This window comes from Methylobacterium sp. J-048 (assembly GCF_022829515.1).
Taxonomy (GTDB): Bacteria; Pseudomonadota; Alphaproteobacteria; order Rhizobiales; family Beijerinckiaceae; genus Methylobacterium.
Window position 1 is genome coordinate 93839 of record NZ_JAKSYL010000105.1, and the last position, 16054, is coordinate 109892.

Consider the following 16054-nt stretch of genomic DNA (forward strand, 5'->3'; position numbering starts at 1 on the left):
ATCAAAAAAGAAATGAAAAAGCTGCTGTTCCTGTTCGACACCGATGCGATGCCGAACGTGTTCGACACGGTAGTCGGTTACGACGGCGGCGCCGACCACATCACCGGCTACGGCGGCGTGAATCCGGACAATGTCGGCGCGCTGGTCGACGGCACGATCTACACCCGCGGCGGCTCCGAGAAGAAGTCGACGGCGATCTTCGTCGGCGGCGGCAGCATGGCGGCCGGCGAGGAGCTGTTCGCCGCGGTCAAGAAGCGGTTCTTCGGCCCGTTCCGGGTCTCGTGCATGCTGGATTCCAACGGGTCCAACACCACGGCCGCCGCCGGCGTCGCCCTGGTGGCTAAGGCCGCGGGCTCGCTCCAGGGCAAGAGTGCCGTCGTGCTGGCGGGCACCGGCCCGGTGGGCATGCGCTCTGCCGCGCTGCTGGCCGGCGAGGGCGCCGACGTGACCATCGCGGGCCGCGCGCTCGACAAGACCCAGGCCGCCGCCGACGCGATCAACGCCCGCTTCAAGGTCTCGGTGAAGGCCGCCGCGACGCCGGACGAGGCCTCGCGCATCGCCCTGGTGAAGGGCAAGAACCTCATCTTCACGGCCGGCGCCATCGGCGTCGAGCTGCTGCCGGAGGCCGCCTGGGCCCAGGACCCGGCGGTCGAGATCGTCGCGGACTACAACGCCCAGCCCCCGACCGGGATCGGCGGCATCGAGGTGATGGACAAGGGCAAGGACCGCAACGGCAAGAAAGCGTTCGGCGCGCTCGGCATCGGCGGCCTGAAGCTCAAGCTGCACCGGGCCTGCGTCGGCCAGCTCTTCGAGAGCACCGAGCAGGTGCTCGATGCCGAGGAGATCTACGCGCTCGCCAAGTCCATGGCCTGAGGGGAGGCGCCGGTGACCGACACACGTCCCCCCGAGACCGACAGCATCGATAAGTTTCTGACGGAGCTGGCGAGCGCCGCCCCGACCCCCGGCGGCGGCGGCGCGGCGGCGATCTCCGGCGCCATGGGCGCGGCCCTGGTGTCGATGGTCTGCAACCTGACCATCGGCAAGAAGAAGTACGTGGAGGTCGAGGCCGAGCTGAAGGACGTGCTCGCCCGGTCCGAGGGCCTGCGGGTCGTGCTCACCGGCATGATCGGCGAGGATGTCCAGGCCTTCGACGCCGTGATGGGCGCCTACGGCCTGCCCAAGGCTACCGATGACGAGAAGTCCGCCCGGGCCGCGGCGATCCAGGCCGCGTTGAAGACGGCCACCGACGTGCCGCTGTCCTGCTGCCGGGCCTGCCGCACGGTCATCGACCTCGCGGTGATCACCGCCGAGAAGGGCAACCTCAACGTCGTCTCGGATGCCGGCGTGGCGGTGCTCTCGGCCTATGCCGGCCTGCGCAGCGCGGCGCTCAACGTCTACGTCAACGCCAAGGGGATCGAGGACCGGGAGTTCGCCGACGAACGGCTCCGGGAACTCGAAAGCCTGCTCGGCGAGGCCGGGGCGCTCACCGAAAAGGTTTATGGGGTGGTGAAGGCCAAGGTGAACTGAGGCACCCCGCATCCGCCGCGGCGGACGCAAATGGATCGACAATCGAGGCCGGGTGCATCGCGCGCCCGGCCTCGCTGTTTTTCTGCGATGCTGCATTGCAATATTCGGTACAAAATCTGCCGCACCCGCGAAAAAGGTGACCTAAACCGACAGATCAAAAAATTTGACGGGCGTAATCTTCCCATTCAACTAAAGTAGACAGCGTCAGACGGCGGCAACGACCGCGGAGGAGGCGCCGAATGGACGTCCACGAGTACCAAGCCAAGGAGCTGCTCGCGAGCTTCGGTGTCGCGGTCCCGAAGGGCGCCATCGCGTTCAGCCCGGACCAGGCAGTCTACGCTGCCACCGAACTCGGCGGCTCGTTCTGGGCCGTGAAGGCGCAGATCCATGCCGGCGCCCGCGGCAAGGCCGGCGGGATCAAGCTGTGCCGGACTTACAACGAGGTCCGCGACGCCGCCAAGGAGCTGCTGGGCAAGCGCCTCGTCACCCTGCAGACCGGGCCCGAGGGCAAGCCGGTCCAGCGGGTCTACGTCGAGACCGCCGACCCGTTCGAGCGCGAGCTCTACCTCGGCTACGTGCTGGACCGGAAGGCCGAGCGCGTGCGCGTCATCGCCAGCCAGCGCGGCGGCATGGATATCGAGGAGATCGCCGCTAACGAGCCCGAGGCGCTGATCCAAGTGGTGGTCGAGCCGGCGGTGGGCCTGCAGCAGTTCCAGGCCCGGGAGATCGCCTTCCAGCTCGGCCTGAACATCAAGCAGGTCTCGGCCGCGGTGAAGACCATCATGAACGCCTACCGGGCGTTCCGCGACTGCGACGGCACGATGCTGGAGATCAACCCGCTGGTCGTCACCAAGGACGACCGCGTGCTGGCTCTCGATGCCAAGATGTCCTTCGACGACAACGCGATGTTCCGCCGGCCGGGCATCGCCGACATGCACGACCCGTCGCAGGGCGATCCCCGCGAGGCGCAGGCCGCCGAGCACAACCTCAGCTATATCGGGCTGGAAGGTGAGATCGGCTGCATCGTCAACGGCGCTGGCCTCGCCATGGCGACCATGGACATGATCAAGCACGCGGGCGGTGAGCCCGCGAACTTTCTGGATGTCGGCGGCGGGGCCTCGCCCGAGCGGGTCGCGACGGCGTTCCGGCTGGTTCTCTCGGACCGCAACGTCAAGGCGATCCTGGTCAACATCTTCGCCGGCATCAACCGCTGCGACTGGGTCGCCGAGGGCGTGATCCAGGCCGCCCGGGAGGTGAAGATCGACGTGCCCCTGGTGGTGCGCTTGGCCGGCACGAACGTCGAGGCCGGCCAGAAGATCCTGGCCGAGAGCGGCCTCGACCTGATCACCGCCGACACCCTGTCGGACGCGGCGCGCAAGGCAGTCGAAGCCTGCGACGCCGCCAAGAAGAATCGCTGAGGGGAGACCACGCCATGAGCATCCTCATCGACGAGACCACCCCGATCATCGTCCAGGGCATCACGGGCGACAAGGGCACCTTCCACGCCAAGGAGATGCTGGAATACGGCACCAACGTCGTGGGCGGCGTCACCCCCGGCAAGGGCGGCCGCACCCATCTCGGCCTGCCGGTGTTCAACACCGTCAAGGAGGCGGTCGCCGCCACCGGCGCCACCACGTCGATCACCTTCGTGGCGCCGCCCTTCGCGGCGGACGCCATCATGGAGGCGGCCGATGCCGGGCTGCGGCTGGTCTGCTCGATCACCGACGGCATCCCGGCCCAGGACATGATGCGGGTGAAGCGCTACCTGATGCGCTACCCGCGGGATCGCCGCACCATGGTGGTCGGCCCGAACTGCGCCGGCATCATCTCGCCCGGCAAGGCGATGCTCGGCATCATGCCCGGCCACATCTACCTCCAGGGCAATGTCGGGGTGATCTCGCGCTCGGGCACGCTCGGCTACGAGGCCGCTTCCCAGCTCAAGGAACTCGGGCTCGGGATCTCGACCTCGGTGGGCATCGGCGGCGACCCGATCAACGGCTCGTCGTTCCTCGATCACCTCGCCCTGTTCGAGACCGATCCGGATACCGACGCGGTGCTGATGATCGGCGAGATCGGCGGCCCGCAGGAGGCCGAGGCCTCGGCCTGGATCCGGGACAACATGTCGAAGCCGGTGATCGGGTTCGTGGCCGGGCTCACCGCCCCGAAGGGCCGTCGCATGGGCCATGCCGGGGCGATCATCTCGGCGGCCGGCGACAGCGCCGCCGAGAAGGCCGAGATCATGCGCTCCTACGGCCTCACCGTGGCGCCCGATCCCGGCTCGTTCGGCCAGACCGTGGCCGACGTGCTCGCCCGGGCGGCGTAGCTGTCTCAACCCTCCCCCCTCTGTGGGGGAGGGTGCCCCGCGGATGCGGGGCGGGAGAGGGGCAGCGCGACGCTTCAGGATGCAAGGCCCGTCGGCGACCTCTCCGGCACCGTCGCTCCGCTCTCCCGACGCCTGCTGACGCAGGGGCCACCCTCCCCCGCAGAGGGGGGAGGGGACATCGCGGCGGCTTCTTCAAAAACGTGCGCCACGAGGTGGCTCCATGACCCGTACCCTCCACGCATCGCCTGCCCTTGCCGAGGCCAGCGCCTTCGCGCCGCCGGTGATCACCGGCACCTCGGCCGAGCAGGCCCTCGACATCCTGTTCCAGGCCCTGCTCGACGTCGCGCGCCGCCACGATCCCGATCTCGAGGCGGTGCTGCACGGCACCGCCGACATCTCGCGGTTCTCGCCAGAGATGCTGGCCCGCGCGCTCCAGGTGCAGGGCATCTGGTTTCACCTGATCTCGATCGCCGAGCAGAACGCCGCGATGCGCCGCCGCCGCCACGTCGAGCGCACGGAGGGGCGGGCGGCCTTGAGTGGCTCGTTTGCGAAGGTGTTTGCCGACGCGCGCGCCCAGGGCATTCCGCCGGAAAAAATCCAGGCGCTGCTCAGCGACCTGCGCATCCGACCGACGCTGACCGCGCACCCGACTGAGGGCAAGCGGGTCACCGTGCTGGAAAAATTCCGGCGGATCTACCTGGTGCTGCGCGAGCTGGAGATGCCGCGCTGGACCGACCGCGAGCGCAACGGGCTCATGAACGAGCTGCGCGACCAGATCGAGCTGGTCTGGATGACGGGAGAGCTGCACCTGGAGAAGGCCACCGTCGAGCGGGAGGTCGCCTGGGGGCTGCACTTCTTCGACGAGACCCTGTTCGAGATGCTGCCCGAGACCATGGACACCCTGGAGGAGTCCCTGGCTGAGGCCTATCCCGGCACGCCGTTCCAAGTGCCGCCGTTCTTCCAGTTCGGCTCGTGGATCGGCGGCGACCGGGACGGCAATCCCTACGTCACCGCCGCGGTTACCCGGCAGGCCCTGCATCGCAACGCGCTGGCCTCGCTCAACCGCTACCGCGACGGCGTGCGCGAGCTCGGCCGGACGCTCTCGCTCACCGAGCGGGCGCTGCCGCTGCCGGAGACGTTCCGCCAGGAACTCGACCGCCAGCTCGCCGAGAGCGGCCAGGCCCGGGCCATCGCCCGGCGCAATCCCGGCGAGCCGTATCGCCAGTATCTCACCTGCGTCCTGCGCAAGCTCGACGCGACCATCGCCCGCAACGAGGGCGAGCACCCGTCCGGGCCGGATTATGCCAGCGCCGACGGCCTGATCGAGGACCTGCGCGTGCTGGAGCGTGGGCTGGACGACGCCAAGTGCGGCGCGCTCGGCCGCGACCTGGTCCGGCCGGTCCGCCGCATGGTCGAGATCTTCCGGTTCTCGACGGTCCGGCTGGACCTGCGCGAAAACACCACCCGGACCACTGAGACGCTCCAGGCGCTCTGGCGCCAGCGCAACGGCGAGGGCGAGCCCCCGGCGCTGGGCTCGGCGGCGTGGCGGCAATGGCTCGACGCCGAGCTGGTCCGGCCCCGCGACCCGGAGCGGTCCTTCGAGAACCTGCCCGACGCCGCCCGCGAGACCCTGGCGACCTTCGCGCTCGTCGCCGAGATGCGCGAGACCCTCGACCGGGAGGCGTTCGGCGCCTTCGTCCTGTCGATGACCCGCTCGGTGGAGGACGTGCTCGGCGCCTACCTGCTGGCCAAGGAGGCCGGCGTGTTCCTCGACGCCGCCGGCCCCGACATCCGCCCCGAGATCTGCCCCCTGGCGATCGTGCCCCTGTTCGAGACCATCGACGACCTGCGTGCCGCCCCGGCGATCATGCGCGAGCTCCTCACCGTGCCGGTGGTGCGCCGCTCGACCCGCTGGCAGGGCGGGGTGCAGGAGGTGATGATCGGCTATTCCGATTCCAACAAGGATGGCGGCTTCGTCGCCGCCAATTGGGAGCTGTACAAGGCGCAAAGCAAGCTGACCCGGCTCGGCCAGGAACTCGGCGTCGGAATCGCGTTCTTCCACGGGCGCGGCGGCTCGGTGAGCCGGGGCGGCGTCCCGACCCACCGGGGCATCATGGCCCAGCCGCCGGGCTCGATCCGCGGCCGGTTCCGCACCACCGAGCAGGGCGAGGTCGTCTCATTCAAATACGCCAACCGCGGCACCGCCGCCTACCAGATGGAGCTGCTCGCCGCCTCGGTGTTCGAGCATGCGCTGGCGGGCGACGGCGAGCGGGCGAGTGTCGGCCACGACGACGCCCTGGAGGCGCTCGCCGGCGCATCGCGGGCCGCCTACGTCCGGCTGCTCCAGACCGACGGCCTGGTCGACTACTTCCAGTCGGCGAGCCCGCTGGACGAGATCGCGCTCCTGAACATCGGCTCGCGCCCGGCCCGCCGATTCGGCGCCCGCTCGCTCGCGGATCTCCGGGCGATCCCCTGGGTGTTCGCGTGGTCGCAGAACCGGCACGTGGTCACCGGCTGGTACGGGGTCGGCTCGGGGCTCGCGAGCTTCCTCGACGTGCGCGGCCGGGACGGCGAGGCGACCCTGAAGCGCCTGTTCCAGGAATCACGCGTGTTCCGCTTGGTCCTCGACGAGGTCGAGAAGACCCTGATCATGGTCGATCTCGACATCGCCCGCGCCTATGCCGGCCTCGTCCCCGACGCGGGTGTCCGGGACCGCATCTTCTCGATGATCGAGGCCGAGTACGCGTTGACCCGGGAGATGGTGCTGCGGGTCAGCGGCGGAACCGAGCTGGCCGAGCGCTTCCCGCTGTTCCGCGACCGGCTGAAGGGCCGGTTGCCGACCATCAACCAGGTCGGTCGCGAGCAGGTCGAGCTGCTGGCCCGCTACCGCGCCGAGACCGACGAGGACCGGCGCGAGGCGGTGAAATCCGCCCTGCTCCTGTCGATCAACTGCATCGCGGTCGGCTTCGGCTCGACGGGATAGGGGAGGCAACTTTCCCTCCCCCCTCTGCGGGGGAGGGAGAAAAGCGCGGGCGTCTCGACCCGGTGGATCGGCTTGAAACACGGATCCTCGCTCTGTCGCGAAGCCTAACGCGCGCCATTTCCACCGCCGGGCGTGTCCAGCCCGACGGCGGCACCAGAACCGTTACCAGGAGAGAGAAACACCCATGAGCTTCACCCTGATCCAGCAGGCCAAGCCGCGCCTGCATCGCTCCGAACTCGCCGTCCCGGGCTCCAACCCGACCTTCATGGAGAAGTCGGCGTCGTCGGCCGCCGACGTGATCTTCCTCGATCTCGAGGACGCGGTCGCTCCGGACGACAAGGAGAAGGCCCGCACCAACATCATCCAGGCGCTCAACGACCTGGATTGGGGCAGCAAGACCATGATGATCCGCATCAACGGTCTCGACACCCACTATATGTACCGGGACGTGGTCGACATCGTCGAAGCCTGTCCGCGGCTCGACATGGTGCTGATCCCCAAGGTCGGCGTGCCAGCCGACGTCTACGCCATCGACGTGCTGGTCACCCAGATCGAGCAGGCCAAGAAGCGCGACAAGCAGATCGGCTTCGAGGTGCTGATCGAGACCGCCCTCGGCATGGCCAATGTCGAGGCGATCGCCCAGTCGTCGAAGCGCCTGGAGGCGATGTCCTTCGGCGTCGCCGACTACGCCGCCTCGACCCGCGCCCGCTCCACGGTGATCGGCGGCGTGAACCCGGACTTCTCGGTGCTCACCGACAAGGATGAGGCCGGCAATCGCCAGACCCATTGGCAGGATCCGTGGCTGTTCGCCCAGAACCGCATGCTGGTGGCCTGCCGCGCCTACGGCCTGCGCCCGATCGACGGTCCGTTCGGCGATTTCTCGGATCCGGACGGCTACCGCTCGGCGGCCAAGCGCTGCGCGGCTTTGGGCTTCGAGGGCAAGTGGGCGATCCACCCCTCGCAGATCGACCTCGCCAACGAGGTGTTCACGCCGTCCGAGGCCGAGGTCACCAAGGCTCGGCGCATCCTGGAGGCCATGCAGGAAGCCGCCAAGGCCGGCCGCGGCGCCGTCTCCCTCGACGGCCGCCTGATCGACATCGCCTCGATCCGCATGGCCGAGGCGCTGATCGAGAAGGCGGATGCGATGAAGGCGTGAGGGGTTTCGCCTTTCCCTCTGCGGGGAGGGGCGGGTCAGGTTCGCGTCGCGGCCGGAATCACCGGTCGCGACGCCATCCGTTCAGAACGGCCGCGCATCCGGCAGCCGCGCCGCCGCCATCTCGGCGGGCGTCGGGTCGCGGTGGACCACGATCCCGTTCGACCGGTCGGCCGCGATCAGGCCGAGGCGGGCAAAGCCGTCGAGCCAGCCATCCATCGGCCAGAGGCCGTGGCGTGCGTGGAAGCGGGCGGCGTTGGCGACGATATCGCGAAAATGCTGGAGCGGCGGGTCGTGGCTCGCATGGTGCTGGTGGTAGGCCCGCGGGCCGCCGAGGAACAGGATCGGCACGCCGGCCACGTCGGCCCGGAACGCCAGGTCGGTATCCTCCGCCCCGTATCCGGAGAAAGATTCGTCGAAGCCGCCGGTCCGGTCGTAGGTCGCGGCCCGCACCGCGAAGGCCAGGGACCAGAACAGGCCGGGCTGCGGTGCCGGCGCCACTAGGCCGGGGGGCGGGAAGGCCCGCACCGGGTGCGGATGGCCGAGCCGGTCGAGCTCGGCCTCCTGCCAGCCATCCTGGACGGCGCCGGCTGGCAGGTAGCCGATCTCGCAGCAGATCAGGGCATCGTGCTCGGCCACCGCCCGCGATAGCCCGGCGACCAGGCCGCGCGAGGGGATGCAATCGACATCGAGGAAGATCAGCGTGTCAGTCCGGGCGGCCCGGCGCCCGGCATTGCGCGCGGCAGCCAGCGGCAGGCCGTCCCGCGGGAACGGCACGCGCGCGACCGGGAACGGCAGGTCCGGCAGCGGGGCGTCATCACCGCCGATCTCGACGACGATGCAGGCCTCGGGCGGCGTGCCGCGCCCCAGTCCTTCGAGCAATCGCGCGAGATGCGCGCCGCGGCCCTTGTTGAGGGTGATGACCGTGGTGCTCACAGGGAGGCTCCGGCGCGCAGCACGTCGAGCCGGTATTTGTCGGTCCGGTCCTGATGCAACAGGCGCGCGAACGGGGCGGCCTGCGCGATGAAGCTCTCGGCGGCCGCGTCGCCCGATTGCGGGTAGTCGGTCTCGCCGATCCAGTGCACCAGCACCATGTCGCCGCCGGGCTCGATGGCGCCGCCGACGCGCTGGACAAGCTCGGCGAGGTCGGGCGGGGCGAGGAAATACAGGAACTCGGACAGCACGATCAGGTCGAACCGGCCCTCCGGCCAGTCCGCCGGCACGGCGCCCTGGCGGATCTCGACGGTCGGCCGGTCGGCGCAGCGGGCCCGGGCGGCCTCCACGGCGGCCGGCACCAAGTCGCTCGCCAGGAGGCGGTCGCAGCGCTCGGACAGGGCGCGGGTGAACACTCCGATCGCGCAGGCCGGCTCGAAGGCGGCACGGTAGCGCGGCCGCGGCAGGCAGGCCAGCGTCGCCGCGTACTTGTCGCGTTCGTAGGCCGAACTCGTGAACTGCCAGGGATCCGGGTCACTGGCGTAGATGCCGGCGAAGTAATCCACCGGCAAAGTCTCGGTCGCGCGGCTCATGCGGGGATCCTGACGAAGCACTCGTAGGGTCCGCAGAGCCGGTCGATCATCGCGGGCTCCAACCGAAAGCCCGTGGGATCGTCGGAGATCAGGTCGGTGGTCTGCGATTCATGGGCCGCGACCGCCCGGGCCTTGGCCTCGCGGTAGGCGGAGACGTCGAGGCGCAGGCCGTCCGGCGCCGGCCCGACCTCGGTCTCCGGCGGTAGGGTCCAGCCCCAGACCGGGTATTCGTAGACCGCAACGCCGGGCATCTGGGGTCGGGCGAGCCCGACGATGGCAGCCGATGCCTTGTGGTCGCAATGGGGATCGTGCCGCCAGGTCACGAACACCGCGCCGGCCTCGCAGGCGGTCGCGGCCTGCGCCACGGCATGGGCCGCTGCCTCGGCCTCGGCGCCCTCGCTCGGCACATGCGCGTCGGGCATGCGCAGGAAGGTGACGGCCTCCGCCGCGAGGCCGAGGACCGCCACCGCCCGGAGCGTCTCCGCCTCGCGGAGGCTGCGCAGCCTGTCCGGCGGGTACAGCTGGGAATGGGTGTGCGAGCCGCAGCCGTCGCTGACCACCACGAGGCGGACGTCCCGACCGGCGGTGTGCGCCGCCGCGATCAGGCCGCCGCAGCCCAGGCTCTCGTCGTCGGGATGGGGCGCCACCACCACGAGGCCGCCCCGTTCCACCAAGTGGCCGAAATCCGCTACCGGGAGCGCGTCGGCTGCTGCCAGGAAGGCGTCGGCCCGCATCAGCGTGCACCCGTCGCGGGTTGCGCACCGGTGCGGATCGAGCGGTCGAGGAGAAGGGTCACGGATCGCTCCTGGGACGGCGGGCAGATCGAGCCCCCCAGCTATCGGCCTCGGCGGCTGAACGCGTCATGAGCGGCGTGCCGAGCTTCCTGCTAGCGATCGTTCTCGGTGGTGAGCGCGCCGAGCCGGACGCCCTCGTCGGCCGTGGCCTGCGCTGCCAAGTGGACGCCGGGATTCGGTGCATCGTCAAACACTGCGCCCGCCGCGCACAGGGCGCTGCGCAGGGCCTCGATCTGACCGCTCGGCGGGTCGCCGTAGCCGCTCTCGAAGTCGCGCACGAACCGCTCGTCGAGGCCGACCTTGGCGGCGAGCTCCGCCTCGGACCAGCCGAGCAGCCCCCGGGCCGCCCGCGATTGCGCCGGGCTCATCGCAGGCGCGCTCGCCCCGGCCTGGCCGCCCTCGTCTGATCCTGCCACGTCGTCCTCCATTCCGTGCAAAGATCGACAACGATATCGGCCGCCGATCGTTTCCGGGCGCCGCACGATGCGCGGCGACCATAATTGTGCTGAAATTCGGTCGCATCCGCGGGGGCGTATGGGTTCGGGGCGGTCTCGACGCGCGAATCATGGGCGTCGGGCCGGCATGCGCCGTCCCGGATGGACGATGAGCTGAGCGCCGTGCGCGCGTTTGAGGGGCAGAACGATGAGAGCGGTGCTGATCGCCACCTTGGCCTGTGCCGTGATGGCCGTGGACCTGACCGCAGCGACGCAGGCCCAGGCCCAGATGGGCGGCGGCGCGCCCACGGGCTTCGGCCGCGGCAACCGCCGCCCCGGCGGCGAGGAAGAGAAGAAGCCGCAATACGTGCCCGGCACCAAGGCGAGCGAAAAGATCTTCCCGCTCGATTCGACCTGGACGGCGGTGAGCCTCAACGGCAAGCCGTTTTCCGGTGGCGACCGACCGAGCTTCATCATCGACAAGCAGTACCGCGCCCGCGGCTACGGCGGCTGCAACACCTTCGCGGCCACCGCCTTCCCGCTGAAGGACCAGCACCTCGCGGTCGGCCCGCTCGCGCTCACCAAGAAGAGCTGCGACAAGGGCCTCGCGGCCACTGAGCAGGCCTTCTTCGTCGCTCTCCGCACGGCGGCGGTGTGGGATCTCGTCGGCTCCCAGCTGGTGCTGAAGAGCCCGAACGGCGAACTGAAGTTCGACCGGGCGCTTTGAGCGCTCGGTTGACTGCATGATCCCAGTTGCGGGACGGCTAGGGGCGCCGCAAGCCTCGACATCTCTCCTCTCACCTTGAGAGCGCGCGCTGCAGCCCTGAAGGAGGACTTCAGGGTTCGTCGAAGACGCCTGAAGGGCTCCTTCGAGGCTTCCGCTTTGCGGACGCTCGTCAGGATGCGGTCGAGGGTGGGATGGGGTGGTCAGGCAGCCGCCGCTTTAAGGACGGGTTCACCACGCCGCGCGAACCCGGCCCCCGATTCAGACGCTCTTGAGGGCCGCCGGCCTTTTCTCCTCGGGCATCGAGGAGGCGTGCATGGCCATCGGGATCGGTTTCGGACGCGAGGAGAGTCTGCGCCCCGGCGTATCGCGGCCCGTGCGCTTCACCGCGCCGCCCGCGTTTCACGCGCCCGCGCTCTGGTTCGCCGCCGCCGTGCCGGCCGTGGCAACGCTGCTGCTGATTGCGCGGCTCGCCGCCTGACGATCGGGTGATGGATAGCACCGCGCGACGGGGCCGGATCACTCCCCGTCGCGCGAGTCCTGCTCCTCGTCTGCGTCAGGCGCCGGATCCTGATCGGTCGCGGCCTGGGCATGGGACATGACCGGCGGGAACAGCGCCGCCAGACCGGCGGCAACGCCGTAAAGAATAGGATGCGCGTTCAAGCCCACACGGGGCGGGTTCAGATCGTCTTTGATCATATTCATGGCTTCCGGTCTCGCGCCTGTGCGAGCAACGGTCCGTGTTGACGTGCTTGCTGTTGAGCCGTTGGAGCAGGTTCAATGCTGCGCCCCGCGTTTTGTTGCCGCAGGACCGAGGATTTTTTCTCGCAGAGATTGATCGGGCCGTCTTCGGGGCCAGACCGGATCATTTCGAGATCTCAACCGCGCCGCCGAAGCACGGGCCCAGTCGGGGCAGCCGGGATCCGGCAGGCCGCTGGAAGCACGTCGAGGATCACGGCGCTCGGGCAGCGCGCCCGGCAGGTCTCGGCCGCTTCGATCTGATCGCTCCCGCAGGCATCGGCAAAGCAGAAGGTGGCGAGATCCTCGCAGGTGGCTCGGAATCCGCCGACCCGCGGCCGATCCTGCCAATCTGCCGCCGAGGCGGTTTGCGCCAGCAGCAGGCCCACGAGGCCGATCGATGCCGTGATCCGTTTCACGCCTGCACCTCGCGTCCGGTCGGGGGCTCAGCCTAGCATTGGCAGGCGGGCCGGACCTGTGCCATTCCGGCGACAGGCGATGCCCATCGTCGGCCTCGACGCCGACGGATCAGCCTCGGGACGGAAGCCAGCCATGCCGCTCTACGCCCTCGACGATCACGTGCCGCAGCTTGCCGATCCCGACCGCGTCTGGATCGCCCCGGACGCCCAGGTGGTCGGCCGGGTCCATCTCGGCCTCGATGTCGGCATCTGGTTCGGCGCGGCTCTGCGCGGCGACAACGAGCCGATCCGCATCGGCGACCGGACCAATGTGCAGGAAGGCGTGATCATGCATGTCGATCCCGGCTTCCCGCTGGTGATCGGTACGGACGTCACGGTAGGCCACGGCGCCATCGTCCATGGCTGCACCATCGGCGACGGCAGCCTCATCGGCATGGGCGCGACGGTGCTGAACGGCGCCAGGATCGGCCGAGGTTGCCTGATCGGCGCCAACGCGCTGGTGACCGAGGGGAAGGAATTTCCCGACCGCAGCCTGATCGTCGGCGCGCCGGCCAAGGCTGTGCGCACCCTCGACGCCGAGGCGGTGGAGGGCCTGCGCCAAGCGGCCCAGCGCTACGTCGAGAACGCCCGCCGCTACAAGGCCGGCCTGCGCCGCATCGACGGCTGAGCGCGACAGGCCGCTCCGGGATGGGAGCGGCCTGCTTGAAAACCTTACTTCTTGTTCTTCGCCCGCTCGATCGCTTCCTCGATCAGCCGGTGGGCCTCTTCCTTGTCGCCCCAGCGGACGAACTTCACCCACTTGCCGGGCTCAAGATCCTTGTAGTGTTCGAAGAAGTGCTGGATCTGCTGGATCGTGATATCGGGCAGGTCGGTGTAGTTCTCGACCCGGTCGTAGCGCTTGGTCAGGTGGCGGGAGGGCACCGCGATGACCTTCTCGTCCTCGCCGCCCTCGTCCTGCATCACCATCACGCCGACCGGGCGGGCGCTGATGATCGCGCCGGGCAGCACCGCGCGGGTGTTGGCCACCAGCACGTCGCAGGGATCGCCGTCGCCGGACAGGGTGTGCGGGATGAAGCCGTAATTCCCGGGGTAGAACATCGGCGTATAGAGGAACCGGTCGACGACCAGCGCGCCGGATTCCTTATCCATCTCGTACTTGATCGGCTCGCCGCCCAGCGGCACCTCGATGATGACGTTGACGTCGTGCGGGGGCTTCTTGCCGAGCGGGATGGCGTCGATGTTCATGGCGTATCGCTTCCGGGATGCGGCTTGCACCGCTTCCCCGACCTCTTAGATGTCCGGCTCCACGATGCAAATCAGTATCGGCGCGAGGCCAGCGACGAGTCCCAAGAAACGTTAGCTGAACAGGTAACCGACCTTGGGCAGCGCGACCCCCGCGACCCGGTCCAGCACCCGCGGCCCGGCCCGGCCGCCGAGGCCCTCGTAGAACGCGCCGGCCCGGGCATTGTCCTCCAGGCTCCAGACGCCGAGCTGGGTGAGGCCGTGATCGGCGAGGTCGTTGCGGACCGCCTTGAACAGGCGGCGCCCGAGGCCGACGCCCTGATATTCCGGCAGCAGGTAGAGTTCGTCGATCTCCGCCTCGGTCCCGAGCGCCCGGCTGCGGGTTCGCCCGTAGGCGGCGTAGCCGACCACCCGCTCGCCGGTCTCGACCAGGGCGATCGGGCGGCCCCGGCGCAGGGCGCTGCGCCACCAGGCACGGTCGCGCCCGGCGATCAGACGCTCCAGGGCCACGCCGGGGATGATGCCGCGATAGGCTTCGCGCCACGAGGCATCGAACACCGTCGACAGGCTGCCGAGATCGGCCTCGCGAGCCCGGCGGATGCTCGTGGTGCGCGTGCTCATGGGCTTCGGCCTTCCCCGTCGACCGTCGGATAACCCGCGCGGCCCGCCCAGGTTCGATCCCGATCCGGGCAGAGTGAAGGCAAGATCGGCGCCGGCTTTTTGGAACTTTCCGGTGGTGGGTGGTAAAACTCAGTCGCTGCCGGCCCGACAGGCGAATTGCCGGGCTTCCGGACGGCTGTTAGAGCCGGCTCCCGATTCCGCGGCAGCCCCGATCGTGTTCAACCGCTTCCTCAAGCCCGAGACGCGCTACGCGCGCCGCATGGCCCGGATCGCCCGCTTCGAGCGGCCGATCGCCGGGCCCGGCGACCGGCTGAAGGCCTGGGCGAACATGCTGCTGATCGATCACGGCGTGTTCCGGCTGGCCTATCTCAACCGCCACCGGGTCGGCACCGGCCGGCTCTGGCGCTCGGCCCAGCCGGGGCCGCACCAGCTCGCGCGCTTCCGCGCCGAGGGCGTGCGCACGATCATCTCCCTGCGCGGCGGGCGCGAGCACGGCTCCTGGCCTCTGCAGCGGGAGGCGTGCGAGCGGCACGGGCTCACCCTGGTGGAGTTCGTCCTGCGCTCCCGCGAGGCCCCCGACCGCGCCACCCTGCTGGCCGCAAAAGACTTCTTCGCCGGTATCCAGTACCCGGCGGTGATGCATTGCAAGTCGGGCGCCGACCGGGCCGGGCTCGCCTCGGCCCTCTACCTGATCCTGCACGAGAACCGCCCGGTGGCCGAGGCCGCCCGCCAGCTCTCGGCACGCTACGGCCATCTCCGCTTCGCCAAGACCGGCATCCTCGACGCGTTCTTCGCCCGCTACCGGGTGGAGGGCGAGGCCAAGGGCATCGATTTCCTGACCTGGGTCGAGACGATCTACGATCCGGAGGCACTCAAGCGGGATTTTCGGCCGGGGTTCTGGTCGGATCTGGCCGTCGATAGGGTGCTGCGGCGAGAGTGACCTTCACGACCGCCGCTTCTCCTGCGCCGTCACGTAGCTCTTGAGCACCGCGTTGATCCGCGACTGATAACCCTTTCCAGCGCTCCGGAAATGCCGCAGCACGTCCGCGTCGAGGCGCAGCGTGATCTGTTCCTTCGTCTCGACGGACGCCGGCGAGGCCTCGTCCCAGAAGCCCGGCGGAATCAGGCCGGCATCGGGATCTGCGGCGGCGCGTCGCTCGATCTCGGCATCGTCCAGGGCCTTGAAGGCCGGGCTCAACGGGTCCGCCGCGGGCATGTCGGCAAAGCCTTCATACCGGACGGTCGCTGCCCGCTCTCGAACGCGCTTCGGCGTAGACTTTCCTGTCATGGCGGCTCGCCTTCCATGCCGAGATGATGCGGATGTCGCCGTCACGTTGAACGTACACCACCCGCAACACCGCCCCGTCGTACAGGCCCAGGCTAATGAACCGGCGTTCGCCGTAGTCGCGTCGCAGGTCTTCGCGCGTCAGCCGAAAGCCGCGGAAGATATCGGCAGCCTGTCGGAATCCGATGAGATGCTTGGCCTGATTGGCTGCATCCTTCTCGGGATCCCATTGATAGCCCATGGCGAAGCGTAGTTACGGATTGTTGTTACCGCAAGCTGCGATAA

General features: G+C 69.3%; 20 protein-coding genes. 10 read left to right on the forward strand and 10 right to left on the reverse strand.

Features of this window, described 5'->3' with window-relative positions:
- The first annotated feature begins 12 nt into the window (after positions 1-12).
- From MKL09_RS08340 to MKL09_RS08365, 6 genes are all read left to right on the forward strand, one after another.
- Positions 13-873, forward strand: coding sequence for an NADP-dependent methylenetetrahydromethanopterin/methylenetetrahydrofolate dehydrogenase (locus MKL09_RS08340; RefSeq protein WP_244019457.1), 861 nt, complete (start codon positions 13-15; stop codon positions 871-873).
- A 12-nt stretch (positions 874-885) separates the two neighbouring features.
- Positions 886-1527 carry a methenyltetrahydrofolate cyclohydrolase gene (fchA, locus tag MKL09_RS08345; protein ID WP_244019459.1) on the forward strand — a complete coding sequence of 214 codons (642 nt, stop codon included), beginning with the start codon at positions 886-888 and terminating at the stop codon, positions 1525-1527.
- Between the two features lie 239 nt (positions 1528-1766).
- Entirely contained in the window at positions 1767-2945 is a 1179-nt protein-coding gene (locus MKL09_RS08350; protein ID WP_243956589.1) for a malate--CoA ligase subunit beta, read from the forward strand.
- Positions 2946-2959: 14 nt separating this feature from the next.
- The gene (gene sucD, locus MKL09_RS08355) at positions 2960-3850 is read left to right on the forward strand and encodes a succinate--CoA ligase subunit alpha (protein ID WP_243963547.1); all 891 of its coding nucleotides are present in this window, start codon (positions 2960-2962) and stop codon (positions 3848-3850) included.
- Between the two features lie 220 nt (positions 3851-4070).
- Positions 4071-6833 carry a phosphoenolpyruvate carboxylase gene (locus MKL09_RS08360; protein ID WP_244019461.1) on the forward strand — a complete coding sequence of 921 codons (2763 nt, stop codon included), beginning with the start codon at positions 4071-4073 and terminating at the stop codon, positions 6831-6833.
- A 184-nt stretch (positions 6834-7017) separates the two neighbouring features.
- Entirely contained in the window at positions 7018-7989 is a 972-nt protein-coding gene (locus MKL09_RS08365; protein ID WP_244019463.1) for an HpcH/HpaI aldolase/citrate lyase family protein, read from the forward strand.
- A gap of 81 nt (positions 7990-8070) precedes the next feature.
- Here the strand turns inward: MKL09_RS08365 and MKL09_RS08370 are convergent, their stop codons facing one another.
- From MKL09_RS08370 to MKL09_RS08385, 4 genes are all read right to left on the reverse strand, one after another.
- Entirely contained in the window at positions 8071-8922 is an 852-nt protein-coding gene (locus MKL09_RS08370) for a glycosyltransferase family 2 protein (protein ID WP_244019464.1), read from the reverse strand.
- Entirely contained in the window at positions 8919-9512 is a 594-nt protein-coding gene (locus MKL09_RS08375; protein ID WP_244019466.1) for an SAM-dependent methyltransferase, read from the reverse strand. The genes MKL09_RS08370 and MKL09_RS08375 overlap by 4 nt, the downstream gene beginning before the upstream one ends.
- On the reverse strand, positions 9509-10246 hold the full coding sequence (locus MKL09_RS08380) for a PIG-L deacetylase family protein (RefSeq protein WP_244019467.1): 738 nt from the start codon (positions 10244-10246) through the stop codon (positions 9509-9511). The genes MKL09_RS08375 and MKL09_RS08380 overlap by 4 nt, the downstream gene beginning before the upstream one ends.
- Positions 10247-10398: 152 nt before the next feature.
- Positions 10399-10722 carry a multiprotein-bridging factor 1 family protein gene (locus tag MKL09_RS08385; protein ID WP_243963539.1) on the reverse strand — a complete coding sequence of 108 codons (324 nt, stop codon included), beginning with the start codon at positions 10720-10722 and terminating at the stop codon, positions 10399-10401.
- 226 nt (positions 10723-10948) lie between these two features.
- Between MKL09_RS08385 and MKL09_RS08390 the strand changes: the two genes are divergently transcribed.
- Positions 10949-11467, forward strand: coding sequence for an META domain-containing protein (locus MKL09_RS08390; protein ID WP_244019468.1), 519 nt, complete (start codon positions 10949-10951; stop codon positions 11465-11467).
- 313 nt (positions 11468-11780) lie between these two features.
- Complete coding sequence (locus tag MKL09_RS08395; RefSeq protein WP_244019469.1) at positions 11781-11945, forward strand: hypothetical protein; 165 nt, start codon at positions 11781-11783, stop codon at positions 11943-11945.
- A gap of 38 nt (positions 11946-11983) precedes the next feature.
- Here MKL09_RS08395 and MKL09_RS08400 read toward each other — a convergent pair whose 3' ends face one another.
- The gene (locus tag MKL09_RS08400; RefSeq protein ID WP_244019470.1) at positions 11984-12169 is read right to left on the reverse strand and encodes a hypothetical protein; all 186 of its coding nucleotides are present in this window, start codon (positions 12167-12169) and stop codon (positions 11984-11986) included.
- Between the two features lie 173 nt (positions 12170-12342).
- On the reverse strand, positions 12343-12621 hold the full coding sequence (locus MKL09_RS08405) for a hypothetical protein (protein WP_244019471.1): 279 nt from the start codon (positions 12619-12621) through the stop codon (positions 12343-12345).
- Positions 12622-12754: 133 nt separating this feature from the next.
- Between MKL09_RS08405 and MKL09_RS08410 the strand changes: the two genes are divergently transcribed.
- The gene (locus tag MKL09_RS08410; protein WP_244019472.1) at positions 12755-13288 is read left to right on the forward strand and encodes a gamma carbonic anhydrase family protein; all 534 of its coding nucleotides are present in this window, start codon (positions 12755-12757) and stop codon (positions 13286-13288) included.
- Positions 13289-13332: 44 nt separating this feature from the next.
- Here the strand turns inward: MKL09_RS08410 and ppa are convergent, their stop codons facing one another.
- On the reverse strand, positions 13333-13866 hold the full coding sequence (gene ppa, locus MKL09_RS08415; RefSeq protein WP_147856529.1) for an inorganic diphosphatase: 534 nt from the start codon (positions 13864-13866) through the stop codon (positions 13333-13335).
- Positions 13867-13977: 111 nt separating this feature from the next.
- Positions 13978-14484, reverse strand: a complete 507-nt coding sequence (locus MKL09_RS08420) for a GNAT family N-acetyltransferase (RefSeq protein ID WP_244019474.1) — start codon at positions 14482-14484, stop codon at positions 13978-13980.
- Positions 14485-14698: 214 nt separating this feature from the next.
- On the opposite strand from MKL09_RS08420, the gene MKL09_RS08425 reads away from it, so the two are divergent.
- Complete coding sequence (locus MKL09_RS08425) at positions 14699-15424, forward strand: tyrosine-protein phosphatase (RefSeq protein ID WP_244019476.1); 726 nt, start codon at positions 14699-14701, stop codon at positions 15422-15424.
- 3 nt (positions 15425-15427) lie between these two features.
- Here MKL09_RS08425 and MKL09_RS08430 read toward each other — a convergent pair whose 3' ends face one another.
- Both MKL09_RS08430 and MKL09_RS08435 read right to left on the reverse strand, forming a co-directional pair.
- Entirely contained in the window at positions 15428-15700 is a 273-nt protein-coding gene (locus tag MKL09_RS08430) for a BrnA antitoxin family protein (protein WP_244019478.1), read from the reverse strand.
- Positions 15701-15713: 13 nt separating this feature from the next.
- Positions 15714-16010 (reverse strand): BrnT family toxin, encoded by a 297-nt coding sequence (locus MKL09_RS08435; protein ID WP_244019480.1) that lies wholly within the window; start codon positions 16008-16010, stop codon positions 15714-15716.
- Between the last annotated feature and the right edge of the window lie 44 nt (positions 16011-16054).